At 45.7% G+C, this 18,871-nt stretch carries 23 protein-coding genes and 1 pseudogene; 8 read left to right on the forward strand and 16 right to left on the reverse strand.

Annotation, left to right across the window (positions count from 1 at the left end; all coding sequences use genetic code 11):
• Window positions 1-7 precede the first annotated feature (7 nt).
• The 9 genes from JNUCC21_RS10580 to JNUCC21_RS10620 all read right to left on the reverse strand — a co-directional run bounded on the left by JNUCC21_RS10580 (window position 8) and on the right by JNUCC21_RS10620 (window position 7,813).
• The gene (locus JNUCC21_RS10580; protein WP_007409527.1) at window positions 8-493 is read right to left on the reverse strand and encodes a dihydrofolate reductase; all 486 of its coding nucleotides are present in this window, start codon (window positions 491-493) and stop codon (window positions 8-10) included.
• The gene (locus JNUCC21_RS10585; RefSeq protein ID WP_003153622.1) at window positions 490-1,284 is read right to left on the reverse strand and encodes a thymidylate synthase; all 795 of its coding nucleotides are present in this window, start codon (window positions 1,282-1,284) and stop codon (window positions 490-492) included. Before JNUCC21_RS10585 ends, JNUCC21_RS10580 begins: the two co-directional genes overlap by 4 nt.
• Before the next feature lie 99 nt (window positions 1,285-1,383).
• Window positions 1,384-1,992 carry a YpjP family protein gene (locus JNUCC21_RS10590; RefSeq protein ID WP_007409526.1) on the reverse strand — a complete coding sequence of 203 codons (609 nt, stop codon included), beginning with the start codon at window positions 1,990-1,992 and terminating at the stop codon, window positions 1,384-1,386.
• 262 nt (window positions 1,993-2,254) lie between these two features.
• Complete coding sequence (locus JNUCC21_RS10595; RefSeq protein ID WP_015417678.1) at window positions 2,255-3,025, reverse strand: class I SAM-dependent methyltransferase; 771 nt, start codon at window positions 3,023-3,025, stop codon at window positions 2,255-2,257.
• Between the two features lie 39 nt (window positions 3,026-3,064).
• Window positions 3,065-3,499 (reverse strand): BrxA/BrxB family bacilliredoxin, encoded by a 435-nt coding sequence (locus JNUCC21_RS10600; RefSeq protein ID WP_003153619.1) that lies wholly within the window; start codon window positions 3,497-3,499, stop codon window positions 3,065-3,067.
• An 81-nt stretch (window positions 3,500-3,580) separates the two neighbouring features.
• The gene (gene ilvD / locus JNUCC21_RS10605; RefSeq protein WP_007409524.1) at window positions 3,581-5,257 is read right to left on the reverse strand and encodes a dihydroxy-acid dehydratase; all 1,677 of its coding nucleotides are present in this window, start codon (window positions 5,255-5,257) and stop codon (window positions 3,581-3,583) included.
• Between the two features lie 252 nt (window positions 5,258-5,509).
• A complete protein-coding gene (locus tag JNUCC21_RS10610; protein ID WP_015240059.1) occupies window positions 5,510-6,643 on the reverse strand; it encodes a conserved virulence factor C family protein in 1,134 nt (377 codons plus the stop codon).
• A 68-nt stretch (window positions 6,644-6,711) separates the two neighbouring features.
• Entirely contained in the window at window positions 6,712-7,320 is a 609-nt protein-coding gene (locus JNUCC21_RS10615; protein WP_015240060.1) for an HD domain-containing protein, read from the reverse strand.
• A 4-nt stretch (window positions 7,321-7,324) separates the two neighbouring features.
• Window positions 7,325-7,813, reverse strand: a complete 489-nt coding sequence (locus JNUCC21_RS10620) for a glutathione peroxidase (RefSeq protein WP_012117811.1) — start codon at window positions 7,811-7,813, stop codon at window positions 7,325-7,327.
• Window positions 7,814-8,096: 283 nt separating this feature from the next.
• Here JNUCC21_RS10620 and metA point away from each other — a divergent pair, with 283 nt between their 5' ends.
• The 4 genes and pseudogenes from metA (at window position 8,097) to cspD (ending at window position 10,790) form a co-directional block, all read left to right on the forward strand.
• Window positions 8,097-9,002, forward strand: a complete 906-nt coding sequence (metA, locus tag JNUCC21_RS10625) for a homoserine O-succinyltransferase (protein ID WP_015417682.1) — start codon at window positions 8,097-8,099, stop codon at window positions 9,000-9,002.
• Between the two features lie 224 nt (window positions 9,003-9,226).
• Window positions 9,227-10,369, forward strand: coding sequence for a diglucosyl diacylglycerol synthase (locus JNUCC21_RS10630; RefSeq protein WP_015417683.1), 1,143 nt, complete (start codon window positions 9,227-9,229; stop codon window positions 10,367-10,369).
• A 93-nt stretch (window positions 10,370-10,462) separates the two neighbouring features.
• A pseudogene (locus JNUCC21_RS10635) lies at window positions 10,463-10,574 on the forward strand (hypothetical protein); the annotation flags it as partial.
• A gap of 15 nt (window positions 10,575-10,589) precedes the next feature.
• The gene (gene cspD / locus JNUCC21_RS10640) at window positions 10,590-10,790 is read left to right on the forward strand and encodes a cold-shock protein CspD (protein ID WP_003153604.1); all 201 of its coding nucleotides are present in this window, start codon (window positions 10,590-10,592) and stop codon (window positions 10,788-10,790) included.
• Between the two features lie 51 nt (window positions 10,791-10,841).
• On the opposite strand, the gene JNUCC21_RS10645 is transcribed toward cspD, so the two are convergent.
• Window positions 10,842-11,024 (reverse strand): hypothetical protein, encoded by a 183-nt coding sequence (locus tag JNUCC21_RS10645; protein WP_012117812.1) that lies wholly within the window; start codon window positions 11,022-11,024, stop codon window positions 10,842-10,844.
• A gap of 161 nt (window positions 11,025-11,185) precedes the next feature.
• On the opposite strand from JNUCC21_RS10645, the gene JNUCC21_RS10650 reads away from it, so the two are divergent.
• Window positions 11,186-11,443, forward strand: a complete 258-nt coding sequence (locus JNUCC21_RS10650; RefSeq protein ID WP_007409519.1) for a DUF2564 family protein — start codon at window positions 11,186-11,188, stop codon at window positions 11,441-11,443.
• A 26-nt stretch (window positions 11,444-11,469) separates the two neighbouring features.
• On the opposite strand, the gene JNUCC21_RS10655 is transcribed toward JNUCC21_RS10650, so the two are convergent.
• Window positions 11,470-11,652: a zinc-finger domain-containing protein gene (locus JNUCC21_RS10655; protein WP_003153581.1), complete on the reverse strand. Its 183-nt coding sequence runs from the start codon at window positions 11,650-11,652 to the stop codon at window positions 11,470-11,472.
• 2 nt (window positions 11,653-11,654) lie between these two features.
• A complete protein-coding gene (locus tag JNUCC21_RS10660) occupies window positions 11,655-12,326 on the reverse strand; it encodes a ribonuclease H family protein (protein WP_094032304.1) in 672 nt (223 codons plus the stop codon).
• Between the two features lie 81 nt (window positions 12,327-12,407).
• Between JNUCC21_RS10660 and JNUCC21_RS10665 the strand changes: the two genes are divergently transcribed.
• Genes JNUCC21_RS10665 through sspL form a run of 3 tightly spaced genes read left to right on the forward strand, consistent with a single transcriptional unit; the run spans window position 12,408 to window position 13,667 of the window.
• Complete coding sequence (locus tag JNUCC21_RS10665) at window positions 12,408-13,088, forward strand: queuosine precursor transporter (protein WP_369878106.1); 681 nt, start codon at window positions 12,408-12,410, stop codon at window positions 13,086-13,088.
• 6 nt (window positions 13,089-13,094) lie between these two features.
• Window positions 13,095-13,487: a reverse transcriptase-like protein gene (locus JNUCC21_RS10670; RefSeq protein WP_039255083.1), complete on the forward strand. Its 393-nt coding sequence runs from the start codon at window positions 13,095-13,097 to the stop codon at window positions 13,485-13,487.
• 51 nt (window positions 13,488-13,538) lie between these two features.
• Complete coding sequence (sspL, locus tag JNUCC21_RS10675) at window positions 13,539-13,667, forward strand: small, acid-soluble spore protein L (RefSeq protein WP_003153575.1); 129 nt, start codon at window positions 13,539-13,541, stop codon at window positions 13,665-13,667.
• Between the two features lie 5 nt (window positions 13,668-13,672).
• On the opposite strand, the gene JNUCC21_RS10680 is transcribed toward sspL, so the two are convergent.
• The 4 genes from JNUCC21_RS10680 to JNUCC21_RS10695 all read right to left on the reverse strand — a co-directional run bounded on the left by JNUCC21_RS10680 (window position 13,673) and on the right by JNUCC21_RS10695 (window position 18,778).
• A complete protein-coding gene (locus tag JNUCC21_RS10680) occupies window positions 13,673-14,560 on the reverse strand; it encodes a 5'-3' exonuclease (RefSeq protein ID WP_025284902.1) in 888 nt (295 codons plus the stop codon).
• Window positions 14,561-14,653: 93 nt separating this feature from the next.
• The gene (locus JNUCC21_RS10685; RefSeq protein WP_003153570.1) at window positions 14,654-14,797 is read right to left on the reverse strand and encodes a hypothetical protein; all 144 of its coding nucleotides are present in this window, start codon (window positions 14,795-14,797) and stop codon (window positions 14,654-14,656) included.
• A gap of 76 nt (window positions 14,798-14,873) precedes the next feature.
• A complete protein-coding gene (locus JNUCC21_RS10690) occupies window positions 14,874-15,131 on the reverse strand; it encodes a YpbS family protein (RefSeq protein WP_012117818.1) in 258 nt (85 codons plus the stop codon).
• 68 nt (window positions 15,132-15,199) lie between these two features.
• On the reverse strand, window positions 15,200-18,778 hold the full coding sequence (locus tag JNUCC21_RS10695; protein WP_072589188.1) for a dynamin family protein: 3,579 nt from the start codon (window positions 18,776-18,778) through the stop codon (window positions 15,200-15,202).
• Window positions 18,779-18,871 lie beyond the last annotated feature (93 nt).

The following is an 18,871-nucleotide window of genomic DNA, read 5'->3' on the forward strand; positions in this document are numbered from 1 at the left end:
CTTAAACTCAATTCTTTTTCTCGTATACAAGGTACTCATAATCGTAAGGGTTTTTTTCATCTTTTACTCCCTGTTTGCGGGATGTCAATTCCCATTCAGCTTCATTAAATTCCGGAAAAAAACGGTCTCCTTCAAAGACATGGTGAATTTTTGTCATGTAGAGTCTGTCCGCGTAAGGAAAGAGCGCACTGTACAGCTGGGCGCCGCCGATCACAAAGCATTCTTCATCCGCCGGGATCAGCTTGAGCACTTCCTCAGCCGAGTCGGCGGTAATACAGCCCGGGAATAAAGATTCGTCCCGTGAGGTTACAACGATGTTACGCCGGTTCGGAAGCGGGCGTCCGATTGATTCAAATGTTTTCCGCCCCATTACAATGGTGTGGCCCGTCGTCACTTTTTTGAAATATGCGAGATCATCGGGAAGGTGCCAAGGCAGATCGTTATCTTTTCCGATCAGCCGGTTTTCATCCATCGCAAAAATAAACGAAATCATACGCTGACAGCTCCTTTTATGTGCGGATGCGGGTCATAATCCTCAATGATAAAGTCTTCAAACGTAAAATCAAAAATAGAATCAACATTTCGCGCAAACCGCAGTTTCGGCAGCGGACGGACATCCCTTGTCAGCTGCAAATTCACCTGCTCCACATGGTTTTGGTAAATGTGGACGTCTCCGAATGTATGAACAAACTCACCCGGTTCAAGCCCCGTCACATGCGCGATCATCATTGTTAAAAGCGCATAAGACGCAATATTAAACGGCACGCCGAGAAAGACATCCGCTGAGCGCTGATAAAGCTGACACGACAGTTTTCCGTCCGCGACATAAAACTGAAACAGGCAGTGGCAAGGCGGAAGCGCCATATGATCAATTTCGCCGACATTCCAGGCGCTGACGATTAAACGTCTGGAATTCGGGTTTGTCTTGATGTCATGAATCAGCCGGGAGATTTGATCGATGGTCTCGCCGTCCGCTCCGCGCCATGAACGCCATTGAGAACCGTAAACCGGTCCGAGCTCTCCGTTTTCATCCGCCCATTCGTTCCAGATGCGGACTCCGTTTTCCTGAAGGTAGCGGACATTCGTATCTCCTTTTAAAAACCAAAGCAGCTCATGCGCGATGGATTTAAAATGGAGCTTTTTCGTCGTAAGCATCGGGAAACCTTCCTGAAGGTTAAACCGCATTTGGTAGCCGAACGTGCTGATCGTACCCGTTCCCGTACGGTCTCCTTTTTTTTCTCCGTTTTCTAACACATGACGGCACAAATCTTTATATTGTTTCATTTTTTTCATCCTTTTAAAGTAGTCTTTTAGTAGTGTAACACAATAAAAAATCATTTCTGCAAAATTTCTCAGAAATGATTTTTTTATTTCTTCTCGCTATTACACGCTCATCCAGTCAGGCGGCGTATTGCGGTCCCAGTAAATGCTGCCGAGCTCATGATGTGACTGAAATCCGTCTTCAGCGGTATGGTAATGAAAATTAAACCAGTAGCCGTCTTGCGGGGGATGATCCCGGCGGACGTGGAACCTTAAAAGATCTTCACCCGTCAGCCTGTTATACACATGAAAAATTTTTTCAGTTTTTCCGGCCGACGGTTTGCTGGAAATAACCACATCCTGATACGCTTCATCATCTTGAAACTTGGCTAAATGTCCTGTGATCACATCTTCGATTTTCGGCAGAATTTCACTTCTGTAATCATCTTCAATGACCGGAGAAATTTTGCTGCCGAATTTTAAAAATGATTGATTTTCAGCATCACCGAGAAGCTGCTGCTGATACGATTGAAACAGTAATTCAGGCTCCCGCCCTGCCTTCTCTTCTCCCGGCAGGGCGTGTTCATCATAAAAAGCGGTGTAATCATTCTGCTCAAGACTGCTCGACTGTCCTGAAGGCTTGTCTGTCATCAAAGCAGCCGGAGGAGACACGAGTCCGAATGTTACAATGGTAAACAGAACCACAAGGGTCTTTTTCATCCACAATTTCATGACAGATTGTTCCCCTCTGTTTTATTGTCCTCTTTTCCTTTATTTTAGCATAGATGAAAGCGCGGCGTCATGTCCGGCAGCGTATTATCATGCAATATGGGAAATTGGTAACTGTGACCGAGCGGATAAACCGCTTACAATAAGAAGGAGAAAAAGGAGGGGATGAGATGATTAACGCTTTATTTGCGACAGTATCACTTCTCACGCTGCTTTATTTTGTCGTTATGGAAATCACTGATTAACGAAAAAGAAGCCCATGATATCATGAGCTTACATGGATGACACCGAAGTGGAAAAGCGCCGTCTTTCTTTTCAGCACCTTGAAGCCGTATCGTTCAAACCGCGGGCTTTTCCAATGGTCTTTAAGCACTACGCATTTTTTCGCCGCCCGGACGGCTTGCGTGATGCACTCTTCGTTAAAACCCTCTTCTGCCAGCGCGCGGAGCGGTGCAATGCCGTCTGACGTTTCAACAGGTTCGTGAAACATCGGGTCAAAATAAATGACATCTACCGATGAATCAGGAAGCTCCCGCAAATAATCGGCGCAGTCGGCATGTTTGACCTGAATGCGTTTCATGGCGATTTGGAGCTGCTCCATTCCGGTTTCCCACGTTTGAAGTCCTGTTTCAACAAGCAATGAGACAAGCTTGTTTTTCTCCAGGCCGATGACTTGTCCGCTTTTTCCGACTGCCAGGCTTGCCAAAATCGCATCGGATGCCAGGCCGAGCGTACAATCTAAAAAGGAATCCCCTTCGCGTAATCCGGCTGCTTTTAACAACGGCTCGGCTTCCCCTCTCAAAAACCGCTTTGCGCGGAACATCGCTGTATTCGGGTGAAAAAAGAACTTCTCCCCTTGCTTCGTGTAAAGTTCGAACCGTTCCTTTCCGATGACTAAAAGATCGCCAGCCGCTCGTTCCAGCATTTTTTCAATTGGCTGTTTATTGCGGCTGCAGTAAGTGTCACCCAGCCTGACACTGAGTGACTGCGCTGTGTGTATCGTATATTCGCTTGGTCGGTAACTCGTTGTGATCATCTTTTTCTCCAAAAAGAAAATGCCCGGAATTCGGGCATTTCAGCAGTGCGCATCGAAGGCATCCGTCAGATTTTTCATAATTTCCTCCATGTCATGCCCTTCGATTTCGTGACGGGGAATAAAATGAACGACCTCTTTACCTTTTAACAGCGCCATTGATGGCGAGGAAGGTTCCTGCCCTGTAAAGTATTCACGCATTTTTGCAGTTGCGTCTTTATCTTGACCGGCAAATACGGTAACCGTATGATCAGGCGCTTTTTCATGCTGTAAAACAGCCTGAGTCGCAGCCGGACGGGCAAGACCGGCTGCACAGCCGCACACGGAGTTGACAACGACCAATGTCGTGCCCTCTGCCTGTTCCATAAAGCTTTCTACTTCTTCAGCAGTCGTTAATTCCTGAAAACCCGCACCCGTCAGCTCACGGCGCATCGGCACGACCAGCTGGCGCATATATTCTTCATAAGCCATTGACATAAAAAAGCCCCCTCTAAAATCCTTATATGAAGTCAAGGATACTATAGAGGGGTCCGGAATTCAATTGTTCAGGCCTCTGTTTTATATTTTCATGATTCCGCCCGTATTGGCGCTTGTTACGAGTTTGGAATACCGGGCCAGATATCCTGTTTTTACTTTCGGCTCGAAGCCTTTCCATTCGGCCTTGCGTTTTTCCCATTCTTCTTCAGGCACTTGTACGTCCAAAATCCGTTTTTCTATGTCAACGATGACATGGTCGCCGTTTTCTACGAATGCGAGCGGGCCGCCTTCAGCCGCTTCAGGCGATACGTGCCCGATTGAAAGGCCCCGGGACGCTCCTGAAAAACGGCCGTCTGTAATAAGCGCCACTTTCGGGCCAAGCCCCATTCCGACAATCTGAGACGTCGGAGCGAGCATCTCCGGCATGCCCGGGCCGCCCTTTGGCCCTTCATAACGGATAATGACAACATCTCCTTCTTTTACTTTGCGGTTTATAATGCCTTCAAGCGCGGCATCCTGGGAATCAAAGACGACAGCGGGACCTTCATGTCTTGTAATCCCGTCCTGTACGCCGCCTGTTTTGATAATGGCGCCGTCCGGAGCCAGATTCCCAAACAGGACGGCCAAACCGCCTTTTTCGGTAAACGGATTGTCAAGCGGATGAATCACGTCATAATCCTTTACTTCATGACCCGCAATTGTTTCTCCGAGTGTGCGGCCTGTTACAGTCAGCGCGTCAAGATGAAGCGCCCCTTCTTTTTTCGCTAATTCATTAAGGGCCGCCGAGACTCCGCCCGCTTCGTGCAGATCTTCAATGAAGACGTCCGAGGCCGGCGCCAATTTCGATAAGTGAGGCACTCGTTCAGCCACTTCGTTAATGCGTTCTAAAGAGTACTCAACCCCAGCTTCATTGGCAAGCGCAAGCGTATGTAGCACTGTGTTGGTTGAGCCGCCGAGAGCCATGTCTAACGCAAATGCGTTGTCAATCGCTTTTTCGGTGACGATATCGCGCGGCTTAATGTCTTTTTTGATGGTCTCCATCAATTGGGCCGCTGATTTTCTCACAAACTCTCTTCTTTCCGGTGAAGTTGCAAGAATTGTTCCGTTGCCCGGAAGCGCCAGACCGAGCGCTTCAGACAGACAGTTCATGGAGTTTGCCGTAAACATGCCCGAACAAGATCCGCACGTCGGGCAGCCGAACTGTTCCAGCTCCTGCAGGTCGCTTTCACCGATTTTCCCGGCTTGATATGCGCCGACGCCTTCAAATACTGAAGAAAGCGAAATTTTGCGGCCGTCGCTTGTGCGGCCGGCTGCCATCGGCCCCCCGCTGACAAAAATGGTCGGAATATTAATCCGCATAGCCGCCATCAGCATTCCCGGCGTAATTTTGTCGCAGTTCGGAATGCAGACCATTCCGTCAAACCAGTGCGCCGAGACGACCGTTTCAACTGAATCGGCAATGATTTCGCGGCTCGGCAGCGAATATCTCATGCCGATATGCCCCATTGCGATTCCGTCATCTACTCCGATCGTGTTAAATTCAAAAGGCACACCGCCCGCTTCCCTGATTGCTTCTTTTACGATTTTTCCAAATTCCTGCAGGTGAACATGCCCGGGAACGATATCGATGTATGAATTACAGACCGCGATAAACGGCTTGCCGAAGTCCTCTTCTTTTACGCCGGCAGCGCGAAGAAGGCTGCGGTGCGGCGCTCTGTCAATTCCCTGTGTGATCATGTTGCTGCGTAATTCTGCCATGGTGATCCCCCTACTGTTTTTAGACTGTGCACTATTTTTAAAATTTTCAGTTTATTCTAGGGCGCGTTCTGCAAATTTTACAGTGTCTTTGCCCTGTCTCGCTTTTCTATTCTTTCTGTATTTCGATAAAAACCCTCCAACAATTAATATTGTACTTACTATATAGAGTTTTGAATCATTTTTCAACAATATTCTAAATAATTTTTATAAAAAGTGAATTCAAATAAAAAAGGTGCATGGCGCACCTTTTTGTTATAACTGTTCTTTTTTTCTGCTTTCAGTCATCTGTTTCCAGACTGAACCTTTCGCCTCTTCTCCGTGCTCAATCCGTTCAATCGCCATTTTGACTTGCAGGCTGACTTCGAATTCCGGATCGTCTTCCGCCGCTTTTAATGCTTCCAGCGCGCTTTCATCGCCGACTTCATATAAAAACATGGCCGCGCGCCAGCGCACAAGCTTACTTGAGTCACTGAGCGATTTCATCATGGCCGGGATGGCGCTCGCGTCGCCGAGATCCGACAGACAGTCACCCGCCGTCCTTCTGACCGTCACCGTTTTGTCTTCAAGCGCTTTGTATAACAGCGGAAGCACAGACGGATTTTCGATCATTCCCAAATAAACGACGGCTTGTCTTCTGATCGAAGTCTTCGGATCATGCAGCGCCTTTTCCAATACTGGTAAATCGTCTTCATCCGGATCCATTTGCTCAAGATGGGCATAGCGCTGTTTCCAGTCTTCATCATCAAGCATGTCCAGTGTCACTTTATAAGCTTTCCGCTGCACTGCCGGTCTGGCCTCACCCTTTTGCTGTGCGGCTGCTTCTGTCAGACGTTTGAGCCGCTCATCACTGTAGGCGGCCTGAAGCTCTTCTGTGACATCGTGTCCGATTTCGGTAAAATCCCCGAAGCGCACGCCTTGTTCTTTCCAAGTCCGCTCAAATACAACATTTGAAGCTTCGGAACGCAGCTTTAAAATGGCTTCTTGGAAACGTTCCGGAAGGCCGAAGCGCTCTTCACGTTCGCCGTCCGTCAATTTGACCTGCATCGGGATTCCGCTGAACATTTGTACGAAAACCTTCACTTCACCGAACGATTCCTGTTCAGAACGGCTCTCAGACTGCTCCGTATGTTCCATTCCGAAAGCGGAACGGACCTGAGGCAGAATTTCCTTCCAGTCAAAACGTGCGTTTCTCTCCACAGCCAGGAAATCGGCAACGTGATAAACGCCCTTTACTCCTTCAATGTTTAAAATATCACGTACGACAACCGGAGCATCATCTGCCTGATCGGGCTTGTAATTGTTGCTTTTCCCTGCCGGAAGCTCTTCAGTCAAAATCACTTTCATCGTGTTCGGACTCGGCGTCGGTTCTATTGATTTAATCTTCATATTGGTCCTCCTATGCGCAATCTGACACTTATTCTAACATAGTCGGCACAAGCGTTCTATTGCGCCGCTTAGCTTTTGCAAATGCCGGCCTCTTTTTGGATACGGGCGGCGAACTGCAAAAGAAATTGATGCCGCTCCTCTGCTAAACCGGCCCCCGCTTTTGTATTCATTAAGCCTTTAAGCTTGATTAATTTATCCTCTATATGGGCCAGCACACTTGTTTGAGTTCCGTACATCGGGTGCCCCTTCGCCCCGGCAAACATAAAAGCCCTGCCGATGCCCGCTGCGCCGATCGCATCAAGCATGTCTGCATCCTGAACAACTTTCCCCTCCAATGAAAGCGGCCGCTTTATCAGCAGTTCCCTGTGTCTGAATGACATTCTCGTGATAATATCCGCGATCTCCTGAATGGAGCCAGCCGCAATGTTGAAAGCAGCCAGCCGTTCTGTCACTTCGCCTGCCGTCAGCCTTTCGCTTTTTTCGAGCTTGGCGTCAATCAGATCATGAACCAGCGCGGCCGTCTCAGTGATAAATAAGTCGGCGCCTTCTTCTTTTGCCATATAAACAGAAAGTGTTGCGACCCGGGAAATATGAAGCCAGTCATGGCCCGTTCGTTCATTGATAAGCTTTTCTTTGACCCAATTCCTGACGCTTTCCAGCTGCTCTTTTTCGTTCACCGTATCACCTCTTATCGGCCAAAAGCCTCTGTACCGTATCTTCAAGCTCTTTTGGGTTGACGTTCGGTGAAAAACGCCCGGTGACTTTACCGTTTCGGTCCACGATAAACTTAGTGAAATTCCATTTGACCGCTTTTGTGCCGAGCATCCCCTTCGCCTGTTCCGTCAGATATGTGAAGAGAGGATGAGCGTCTGCTCCATTGACATCAACTTTCGCAAACATCGGGAATGTGACTCCGTAGTTTTTCACACAGAACTCTTGAATTTCCGCTTCGTTTCCAGGTTCTTGGTTCATGAATTGGTTGCAGGGAAATCCCAATATTTCAAGACCTTCCTCCCGATATGTATCATAGAGCTCCTGAAGCTGCTTGAGCTGGGATGTGAATCCGCATTTGCTTGCTGTATTCACAATGATCATCACCTTGCCTCTGTAAGCCGATAGCGTCATGTCTTCGCCTGTTATGGTCCGTACGTTTATATCGTAAATTGTCATCTGCGGCCCTCCTTTTTACATTCTTCATTTATTTTACCTGTTTTACACTGCAAAACAAACGGCAACCGCTTTTTCCTTCCACTTAACGGAAAACGTTTTTTTCGAGGAACCAAACGGCTCTTTACCCGTCATAATAAAGAGCCGCTCCGAATTTATGCCCATTTGCCGCTTTTATCCCTGTCATTATGCGTTAAATGCGGTTTATTACGCCGGGATGGATTGAAAAATGGCTTAAAAATTTCTATAATGAAGAAAATTAACGGGGAATAACGGAGGTGGCATGTTGCCTATTAATATACCAAATCACCTGCCCGCTAAGCAGGTGCTTGAAAGTGAACACATCTTTGTAATGGATGAAAGCCGGGCTTTTCATCAGGATATCCGGCCGCAGAAGATCGTGATTTTAAATCTGATGCCGAAAAAAATCCAAACGGAAACCCAGCTCCTCAGGATGCTTGGGAATTCACCTTTACAAGTTCACTTTACGTTCTTAATTCCGAGCACACATACTCCAAAAAATACGGCAAGGCAGCATCTGGATGAATTTTATACGGATTTTTCCAGCATCCGCCACAAACGGTTTGACGGAATGATTATTACCGGGGCTCCGATTGAGCACCTGCCGTTTGAAGATGTTTCTTACTGGGAAGAATTGAAGGAAATCATGGAATGGAGCAAAACGAATGTCACTTCAACCCTCCATATCTGCTGGGGCGCTCAAGCCGGTTTATACTATCATTACGGCATTGAGAAAGTGGAGCTGCCGAAAAAAATCTTCGGTGTGTTTGAGCATACCGTTCTTAAAAAACATGAGAGATTGGTAAGAGGATTTGACGAGCTATACTATGTGCCCCACTCACGGCATACAGATATTAATAAGGAGCAGCTGCAATCGGCTTCGGATCTGGATGTGCTCAGCGTTTCAGAGGAAGCGGGGGTCTGTTTAATCGTTTCAAAAGACGAAAAACAGATTTTCTTAACGGGTCATCCGGAATATGATACCGATACGCTACTTCAGGAGTATGAGAGAGACATAGAGAGAAATCTTTCAAACGTAGAAGCTCCTAAGCACTATTTTGCGCCCGGCGGGAAAGAACCTGTTAACCGCTGGAAAGCTCATGCAACGTTATTGTTTATGAATTGGCTGAATTATTACGTATATCAGGAAACCCCGTATGAATGGGATTAATTTTTGTTTTGAGTGATACGGTGACAAAAATATGATAAAATACTCTTGATTCAGTATGCGTATAACAAAACTTTAAAATAATGGAACATATCAATTAAATTTAGTTTAAATATGTTGCCGCGCTTATTATAAAATGATGCACTTGTGTTATGTTTATCTATAGACAATAACTCCTTACGATGCATGAAGCTTGCTTGTTGTTGATTACATTGAGGTGAATTTACTTGAATACCAATAAAAAAGTATTAATTTTGACTGCAAATTACGGAAACGGGCATGTTCAAGTGGCCAAAACGCTCTACGAACAATGTCTGCGTCTCGGCTTAGATGTGACGGTTTCCAATTTGTATCAAGAGTCAAATCCGATTGTTTCAGAGGTTACTCAATACCTTTATTTAAAAAGCTTCTCAATCGGGAAACAGTTTTATCGTTTGTTTTATTACGGAGTTGACAAAATCTATAATAAACGCAAATTCAATATTTATTTTAAAATGGGAAATAAACGTTTAGGCCAGCTCGTCGAAGAGCATAAGCCGGACATTATTATCAATACATTTCCGATGATTGTCGTACCGGAATACAGACGGAGAACCGGAAAAGTGATCCCGACGTTCAACGTTATGACCGATTTCTGCCTTCACAAAATCTGGGTTCATGAAAATGTTGATAAATATTATGTCGCCACAGATTACGTGAAGGAAAAACTGATTGAAATCGGCACTCACCCGAACAACGTAAAGATCACGGGCATTCCCATCAGGCCTCAATTCGAGGAATCGATGCCGAAAGAGCCGATTTATAAAAAATACAATCTCTCTCCCGACAAAAAAGTTCTTCTTATTATGGCGGGAGCGCATGGTGTGCTGAAAAACGTAAAAGAACTGTGCGAAAATCTCGTTCATGACGATCAGGTGCAGGTTGTGGTGGTATGCGGCAAAAACAGCTCGCTGAAAGAATCCCTCAGCAGCTTGGAAGGTGACAATGCCGACCGGCTGAAAGTTCTGGGCTATGTAGAAAGAATTGACGAGCTGTTCCGTATTACGGACTGTATGATCACGAAACCGGGCGGCATCACACTGACGGAAGCGACGGCGATCGGAGTACCCGTTATTTTGTACAAACCGGTTCCCGGGCAGGAAAAAGAAAATGCCATTTTCTTTGAAGATCGCGGTGCGGCTGTCGTGGTCAACCGCCACGAAGAAATTTTAGAGTCTGTCACCTCCCTTCTCGCGGATGAGGAGAAGCTGAACCGGATGAAGGACAATATTAAAAGCCTGCACCTCCCTAACTCCTCTGAAGTCATTTTGCAGGACATTATAAAAGAATCTGAAATGATGGCCGAAAAGGCGGATATGGCATTATCGTAAGAGAAAAGCACACGAACGATTCGTGTGCTTTTTGTTTTTTTCGGTTAAGCTTTGTGACTGGAAAAATAAAGATAAAAAATAGGGAGCGGCCGCTTGACGTCCGCTCCCATATGGTGTATAGTTGAACCATCATTTAACAACGTTTACATACGTACGGTTGGATGATGACAAAATTTTTTTTAGCACGAAGGTGCTACAGTACTAGGAGGAATTAAGCAATATGCAAAACGGTAAAGTAAAATGGTTCAATAACGAAAAAGGATTCGGCTTCATCGAAGTTGAAGGCGGAGACGACGTATTTGTTCACTTCACTGCTATCGAAGGAGAAGGATACAAATCATTAGAAGAAGGACAAGAAGTTTCTTTTGAAATTGTCGAAGGTAATCGTGGACCTCAAGCTTCTAATGTTGTAAAACTCTAAACTCAATACATGTTGATCAGATGACAAATAGAGGAGAGGCGTATGCCTCTCCTATTTGATTGCCGTCTGAATCTCAATTGCGACAAGATTCTGCTTGCAGCGCTGCTCAATTTCTTCAATTTGTTTCTCCATTGACGGCATTCCTTTTTTTGCCATTTCCGCTAAACTTCCCAAATCACCGTATATTTCTTTAAATGTCTGCTGAAGGATTGTTTTTAAATCTTTATCATTCACGGCTGGTTTTTCCCTTCTCTCCCAAGATACCCTGAATAATAGTAAATAAGCCCTAATTAATCAGGTTCAATAGTTATATCGGCTTATTTTCTATATTTTTTTCTATTTTCCGTACATATTTCTAAAAAAAATCTCCAAACTATTTGCGGAGGTGTTTTTTAATGGACTCTGAATTTTTCCCAAACGGACTGACGGATAAACGCCAGCTTGAATTAGCGGTGGAAACGGCCCAGAAAACAACGGGAGCGGCTACCCGGGGCCAAAATTCAACTTTGGTGGAATCTGCTTACCAGGCGATTCAGGATGCCAGAACAATGTCACAATCCAGTGAACTGCAAGCTCTCGACCAGGATTTTCTGCAAAAGCAGCGAATGCTTCTCGACGATTGCCAGCATCAGCTCGATGAATTCGAAAAATAAAACCGCAGAAGCTGCGGTTTTATTTTTTATTGATTTGTCAGCACCTTGCCGTAGGCTTTCAGCTTCTCCCCCACTGTGCATTGGTTGATGCAGAAAGAATGAGCGTGCGTTTTTCCAAACTCTTTGCGGAAATGCTTTTTTACGAAACAGTCTTTGCAATATTCATCCTGAAGCTCTGTCAATTCTTTATAAATGCTTTTTTTATCCAATATCAGTCATCTCCGTTACCTTCTAATGTTATGCGGCTTTCAATCTGCCGGTCCGAGAGAATTTTTCTGGCAAGGTCATCCGCTTCTTGATTTTCCTTTCGGTTTACGGCTTCATATGTCGGTGTCAGCTTTAAGGATTCGAGCAGCGCTTCAATTTTATCCAGCCATTCGTTTTGCGTTTCATCATAACACGGCCAGCTGCCGTCAAGCTGATGCAAAACGACGAGGGAATCCCCTCTTATCGTGATTGAATTTCTGCTTGCGCCAAGTTCCTGCACTTCCTTAAGCGCTTCGTATAAAGCGGCATATTCCGCCTCATTGTTCGTCTGAAGCGTTAAGCTTTTGTTTTTTCGTATGCGGTGCCGCTTGCCGCCGAGAGAATAATACACGACAATTCCGAGTCCGGCGCGTCCGCTTGTTTTGTCAAAGCCGCCGTCGAAATACACTGTAATGTCGTCAGGTTCGTGCGCAAGCTCTTCAGTAAGCTTTTCTAATTCTTTAAGCGTCCAGCTCGCGCCTTTTTCATCCTCAAAATGAATGTCTTTTATATAAGGAAAGCGGCTGACTTCTCTTGCAAGCATGCGCGCTTTCGGAACGGTCAGCCAATCTTCGGAAAAAAACGCGACAGGGCCTGTTCCTTTTGCTTCTATTTCGATATACGGCTTAAGATTCATTGAAATCACCTTACCATTCATTAGTTGACGGGCGTGTGCTATAATCAAACCATTCTCAAATTGAAAGGAAGTCAGCAGGTTTTGTTTAACGATGTGTTATGGATCTTATTTGCGGTCATTCATTTTATCATTGTTCTTCTGTTTTATAAAGGATTTGGCAAAACGGGCCTATTCGTATGGATCGGTTTCGCCACGGTGTGCGCCAACTTGCAGGTTGTCAAAACAGTCGAGCTGTTCGGGCTTACGGCGACACTGGGAAATATCATGTACGGCACCGTTTTCTTCGCAACGGATGTGCTGAATGAAAAATACGGTCCCAAGGAAGCGCGCAAAGCCGTCTGGCTCGGGTTTTCCACTCTGCTCGCTTTGACATGCGCCATGCAGGGGGCTCTTTTATATAAACCGGCTGCGTCAGATATCGCACAGCCTGCCCTTGAGACGATTTTCGGTTTTCTGCCGCGTGTTGCGCTCGGGAGCCTCTTGGCTTTTATTTTCAGCCAAACGATAGATGTTTATGTATATTCAGCCATTCGGAGAATCTTTCCTTCAGACAGGCTTCTCTGGCTCAGAAACAGCGGAAGCACGGCGCTCAGCCAGCTGCTGGATACATTTATCTTCACTGCCGTGGCCTTTATCGGCGTTTATTCCGCGGGAGTATGGTTCAGCATCTTCATTTCAACTTACCTGATTAAATTTGCGGTATCACTCATTTCTGTCCCTTATGCGTATGCGGCAAAACGAATGACACCGAATGGAGAGTGACGGATGATGCCCGCTGAAATTTATGTAGACGGTGCAAGCGCCGGAAACCCGGGCCCGTCCGGTATCGGTATTTTTATTAAACATGACGGGAAAACAGAATCTTTCTCAATTCCGATCGGCGACCAATCAAATCAGGAAGCTGAATTTCTCGCTTTAATTGAAGGAATGAAGCTGTGTGCCGCCCGCGGATTTGAGTCCGTGTCATTCCGGACGGATTCGGATATCGTGGAGCGGGCCGCAGATCTTGAAGCGGTTAAAAACAAGGCTTTCCAGCCGTTTGTTGACGAAATCATCCGCTTAAAGGCCGAATTTCCATTGTTTTTCATTAAGTGGATTCCCGGCAGACAAAACCAAACAGCCGATCAGCTCGCAAAAAAAGCGATTCGGCTGAATAAATAACCGGAATGAAATTGCGTCTCACTGTTCATCCTACAAATGAGGTGAACAGCTATGAGAAAGGAAAATAAAGGCCGGCTGACCGGGGGCGTGAATCCTCAGGGAAATATGGAAGGAAATGCGCATAAAGACCCGAAATCAGCCCTTGAAAACAACGCAAAAAAAAGCAATACAAAACGCTAGAGGGATCAGCTGATCTCTCTGGCGTTCAGCTTTTCGAGCATCCTTTCAATTCCTTTTATCTGATGACGTCTGAGCATTAATGCCGCCTCTTCCATCTTTAATGAAAAAAGCGCTTCTTCAAGCGTACAGACTAACGGCACCTCGCAATGTATTTCAGCAAGCTGCCTTGACAGCTCCAATTCTTTCAAGCTTTGCTGAATTTTCGTTTGCTGGCCCTTCGGCAAGAGAGCGAGGCTTTCTAATAACCGGTCTATGTTTTGGTATTCACGGATCAGCTTGTACGCCGTTTTTTCCCCTATCCCTTTAACGCCGGGATAGTTATCGCTCGTGTCTCCCATCAGCGCCTTAATGTCAATCAGCGCTTTTGGCGGAACTCCCGTTTCTTCTCTAAATATCTCATCTGTATATACCTTATAATTGCCGATACCCTTTTGCAGCAGCGCTACTCGAACTTGATGATTCAGCAATTGAAGCAGATCTTTATCACCCGTTACAATCGTAATTTCCGCTTCCCCGGAAAATAGGGCAGAAAGCGTACCGATACAGTCATCCGCCTCATAGCCTTTTATGCCGATGTTTAAAAAACCGAGCTCTCGCGCTGCTTCTTTCGCTAGATCAAATTGCGGAATCAGCTCTAGCGGCGGTTCACTTCTGTTGGCCTTATAATCTTGAAACAAATCATTGCGGTACGTTTTGCTTCCCATATCCCAGCAGCAGACGACATGTGTGGGCTGAAACGTATCAACCGCCGTAATAAGATGCTTTAAAAAACCGTTGACGCCGTTTGTGGGAATTCCGTTTTCATTTATCATAAAATTGCGATGAACGGCCGTCGCGAAAAACGAGCGGAACAAAAGCGCCATGCCGTCAACGAGCAGTAATTTGTTATTCATATATCGAAACTCCTTTTTATTCAATGTTCCTATTTTACCAAAGAAGGCGGTAAAAAAACAGCATCCCCCCATTTGGAAGATGCTGCCGTCACGTTATTCACCGTGTCTTTTATTGCTTGCCATCAGCTTTTCAGCTTCACGGCCGGCATAAGAATCAAATTTCTGTCCGAAGCCGTTTTTCTTTTTGGCATTGTTATTCTGCTGAGCATTTCTGTTTCCCAGTTTTGTTCTGCCCATGGTCATATCCCCCTTTAGAGAAGATACGGATAGTATGTACAGCAAGCGCTGATGACACACGCGGCAGGTTCATCCATTACTGTCTGCTGACGAATTCTTTCACCATCTCTTCACTTACGAATCGTCTTTGCGGCACGATGCCCTTTTTCGCCAGCTGGTTCATTTTTGCGGTGATGCCATTGATGGCATCTGTCGTGAACGGTTTATTCTGTCTGCATTTTACAATGGCTTCTTCAATGGCCTGTTCACGCTCATAATCAAGCTGTACAAATGTTTTGACGTGCTGATGCTGTTTTGCGGAATGTGCTGAAATTGCTTTATGGACTTCTGACATAAAAGGTTTCATCTCGCTTTTTTTCATTTTAGTCTACCATGACTGTTATCTGCCCGCCAACCGGATTTTTAAATTTTCAGCATTTCATCTTTCTTTTTCCATGCTTTTTCGGCTTCGTAAAGGTGTTCAATTTCCCTTGCACTCGTATTTTCCGCAAGACCTTGTAAATAAGTGTCCCGCTGCTCGCGGATCTGGGACAGGCTTTTATCCGCCATGTCTTCTTGCAGACGGCGCACCTGCTCAGCATATCGCTCTGAAAGGCTTTCTTTCTCCTGCTCAAGCCACTTTTCTGTCACTTTTTGCAGGCTGAGCCTTAGCCCTTCTACAAACGCTGCTTTTCCGTTCTGTTCAAAAAACTGCTTCGGTGATTTAACTTCCTTTACGTGATGTGAGAATGCCGAGACGTCAATGACCGGAGCGACCTCTTTCAGCTGAACGGCAAATTCGTTTTCACCGCTCACATAAATGGAGAAATCTCCGTCTTCCATAAGCTTCTTCTGACAGTTTTCCATCCATTCCTCAGTCATATGGCGCTCAATAAAACCGGTCATCCGGATATCGAGCGTTTTCAGCTCTTGAATATATTCAAAACGGAATTCCTTGAGCGCCTCATTCAGCGCCGCTGATATATTTCGTTTCCAATCACCGTTTTGAAGACCCGGATGGAAGGCGTTTTTCAGCATATCATTCGCATAAAACGTCAGGCGGTGTTTAATGTGATAGAGCTGTTCTTCCGTATCTTTCATCACTTTTCGAATGATGACCTCAGACGTACGGCGCTTTGAAATGTCAGCGAGAGCTTTTTCATAGGAAGACTCCAGACGCTGTTTCTTTTTCTCTTTTTCTTCTGCCGACTGGTGAAGAGATTCGTGAAGCTGTTCCACCATATCGCACAATTTGTCCGCTTCTGTTTTCAGCTGGGCGCAGCTGGCCCTCATTACATCTTCCTCAATAAAGTGCTCAAGCCCGGTTCTTACATCAGAGAACCTGTTATAAAAAGTTGCTTTTTTGCCCGCAAGCTCTTCTTTACTTGAGACATGATATAATTTCGGCCGGTTAATTCCCTCTTTTGAGAGTTCTGAGCGGACATAGTCTTTGACGGTTTCCAGCTCGCTTTCGGTTTTGGCCAGATCGGCGGCGTTAATGACAAAAAACATTTTATCCATGCCGAATGATTCTTTGACGAGGCCGAGTTTCTTCAGAAAAGACCTGTCTCCTTTTGAAAAAGAATGCTGATAGTACGTCATATAAAAGAACGCGTCAGCATCTTTTATATATTGAAAGGCAAGCTCCGTATGGCGCTTGTTTATACTGCTTGCTCCTGGCGTATCAACAATGGTGATGCCTTTTTGCGTGAGAGGCGAATCATAATACACGGTGACTTCTTTTACGCAGCAGGCCGTTTTTTCTTCGGCTGCGTACGGTTTTAAATCTTCAACCGGCACCGTCAGTGTCAGCCTTTGACGGATCTGTTCTTCATACGCATCAAACGCCTGCAGCATCGTCTGAATCACCGGGATGAGTTCATCCGGAACTTTTCCCTTTTTAATGGCATAATTCCATCTCTCTTTCAGTGAACGCCCCTTTACATCAGCATCTTTCAGCTCAGTCAGCTGAAGCATTTCAGCGTCCAGCTCCTCCTCCGTTTTAAAAACGATCTCCGCAGATTTATGCGGTTTGCCGTCTTGCGGTTTCGTTATTTTGTTGATCGTAGCCGTTGTGGGCGTCGGTGATGACGGAAGCACGTATTCACCGACAAGCGCATTTGCAAATGATGATTTACCGGAACTGAATCCGCCGAATAACGCCAAGGTAAACTGGCGGTTTTCAAGCCGCTCAATCCTGCTTCGAAAGGCTTCTGCCTGTTTTCCTAAAATGCTTGAGGATTCAAGAATCCCGGCAAGCTCATAGAACCGATCAGTCTGCTCTTTTATAGGAAGTTCCTTCATCGCATTTTTTTCGGGCTTGCTTACTTCATGCTGTACAGCCTCTTTTGGTTTCTTTTGGACGGGCGCTTTTGCAAGGCGTTTTTTTCGCGTATACCAGTCGCCGCTTCCCGTATCACAGGTTAATTCTTCTTCCCACAAAGCGCGGACGCGGGCTGCTTTTTCCAAGGCATTGCGTTCTTCTTTTGCCGATTGCGCGAGCTCATCCCTTATTTTCTTTTCTTTTTCGAGCCGGTTTTTCAAGTTCTCAATGAGCGGTCCGTTTTTTGTCTGAACATAAGCGGTCAGCTCCTCAATGAGTTCCGCTGTCTGTCTTTTGGCTTCCCTTCTGATCATTTCAGCGAGGTCTTTCGTATAAGTTAATACATATTCAGATGAAAAGGCCGCTCCCTGCTTAAGGGCCTGAGCGGTGATATCATCAGAAAGCGGTGTGCGGTACGCCTGGATTTTCTTGATCAGTTCGTCCGAATCCGCTTCATACCGCTTGGCCGCTTTCGTAAATGTGTCGATAATATGCCAATCCGCTTCCCCTTCCGTTCTTTTTTTAATATCGGCAAAAAATTCAGCACGCCTTCTTTCTTTTTCCGAAGCTGTTTTCGCTTTTGAAAAGAATAATCCGGTTTTAAATGAGGGCTGCTGTGATTCAATATAAGCAGATGCAAGCTCCCTCATCTCAAAGGGTGTCAGATTAGCGTTTTGCAGTATGTTCTGCACGTCTTTTCTGATGTCTTTCTCTGCTGTTTCAGCCTGTTGAACGGCTTTTTTAAGCTCATCTTCAACAGAACGGACAAGTGCTTCTTGTTTGTCAAACTGCTCTCCGCTGCCGTTTTTATCATCTTTTACGAGCAACTCTGTATGCTCTTTGACTAAGTGTGCAACTTTTCTCTCCGTTAAGGACCATAAATTTGTTTTTGCCTGCTGTTTCAGCTTCTGCAGATGTTTTTTCAGCTGTTCCATGCCGTTTAAAGGATGGTCAGGCTCAGTGACAGACGTAAAGAAAAGCGATTCTTTCGGTATTCCCGCGCCTTCAAGCATGTCTTCCACCTGCCTGCGGTACTCTTCAAACTTCGTTTCAGTTTCATCATGTCTGTCAATTTGGTTGACGATCAGAAATAAATTCGGAATACGGTCTTTGATGGAGCTGAGAAACAGCATATTTTCTTCTGAATGGACGTGATTATAATGAACGACGTAAAATAAAGCGTCAGCCTGATGCAGAACCGAAGCGGCAGATAAAAAATGCGCTTCGTCCGTCGAATCAATTCCCGGTGTGTCAATGTAGGCCGCATAAGGCTCTGACTCCTTAAAGCCGGCATAGACTTCCACCGTTTCAATTTGCTCACCGTCTTTACAGAATTGCTGCACTTGTTCTTTATCGTAACTTCCTTTAATTTCTGCATAAGCCCCGTCCGTCGTATGAAGCACGACTTTATCTTCACCGTGCCGGATGACAACGAGGTTGGCGCTTGTGGGAATCGGGCTTGTCGGCAGTATGTCTTCACCGAGCAATGTGTTTAATAAAGAGGACTTTCCGGCCGAATAATGCCCGGTAAACGCGATATAAACCTCTTCATCAGCCGCTTTTTTCATAATGGCCGCGAGCTGATCGGCCCGTTTTTCATCCTGATGATCCAAAAATTGTGCGTATAAGGCACCCGTTCTGCTGAAAATCTCCCTGTTATGGCGTTCTTCTTCTGTCATGTGTCTTTACCCCTTTGTGTCTGTCGCATCAAATGACGTTTTTCATTTTTAGAAAGCTCTGAAAAAAACCTCTCCCCCATTTTACACAAGAAT

The organism is Bacillus sp. JNUCC-21 (assembly GCF_041222765.1).
Classification (GTDB): Bacteria; Bacillota; Bacilli; order Bacillales; family Bacillaceae; genus Bacillus; species Bacillus velezensis.

Coding starts and splice junctions, on each gene's coding strand:
- ilvD (WP_007409524.1), bottom strand. CDS start 5,257: ATGGCAGAATTACGCAGCAACATGATCACACAGGGAATTGACAGAGCG.
- JNUCC21_RS10610 (WP_015240059.1), bottom strand. CDS start 6,643: ATGAAGATTAAATCAATAGAACCGACGCCGAGTCCGAACACGATGAAA.
- JNUCC21_RS10580 (WP_007409527.1), bottom strand. CDS start 493: ATGATTTCGTTTATTTTTGCGATGGATGAAAACCGGCTGATCGGAAAA.
- JNUCC21_RS10590 (WP_007409526.1), bottom strand. CDS start 1,992: ATGAAATTGTGGATGAAAAAGACCCTTGTGGTTCTGTTTACCATTGTA.
- JNUCC21_RS10685 (WP_003153570.1), bottom strand. CDS start 14,797: ATGGGCAGAACAAAACTGGGAAACAGAAATGCTCAGCAGAATAACAAT.
- JNUCC21_RS10695 (WP_072589188.1), bottom strand. CDS start 18,778: ATGACAGAAGAAGAACGCCATAACAGGGAGATTTTCAGCAGAACGGGT.
- sspL (WP_003153575.1), top strand. CDS start 13,539: ATGAGAAAGGAAAATAAAGGCCGGCTGACCGGGGGCGTGAATCCTCAG.
- JNUCC21_RS10620 (WP_012117811.1), bottom strand. CDS start 7,813: ATGACAATTTACGATATAAACGTACGGACCATAACAGGCGAAGACATG.
- JNUCC21_RS10595 (WP_015417678.1), bottom strand. CDS start 3,025: ATGATCACAACGAGTTACCGACCAAGCGAATATACGATACACACAGCG.
- JNUCC21_RS10650 (WP_007409519.1), top strand. CDS start 11,186: ATGGACTCTGAATTTTTCCCAAACGGACTGACGGATAAACGCCAGCTT.
- cspD (WP_003153604.1), top strand. CDS start 10,590: ATGCAAAACGGTAAAGTAAAATGGTTCAATAACGAAAAAGGATTCGGC.
- JNUCC21_RS10680 (WP_025284902.1), bottom strand. CDS start 14,560: ATGAATAACAAATTACTGCTCGTTGACGGCATGGCGCTTTTGTTCCGC.
- JNUCC21_RS10690 (WP_012117818.1), bottom strand. CDS start 15,131: ATGTCAGAAGTCCATAAAGCAATTTCAGCACATTCCGCAAAACAGCAT.
- JNUCC21_RS10660 (WP_094032304.1), bottom strand. CDS start 12,326: ATGAATCTTAAGCCGTATATCGAAATAGAAGCAAAAGGAACAGGCCCT.
- JNUCC21_RS10670 (WP_039255083.1), top strand. CDS start 13,095: ATGCCCGCTGAAATTTATGTAGACGGTGCAAGCGCCGGAAACCCGGGC.
- JNUCC21_RS10600 (WP_003153619.1), bottom strand. CDS start 3,499: ATGTCAATGGCTTATGAAGAATATATGCGCCAGCTGGTCGTGCCGATG.
- JNUCC21_RS10585 (WP_003153622.1), bottom strand. CDS start 1,284: ATGAAACAATATAAAGATTTGTGCCGTCATGTGTTAGAAAACGGAGAA.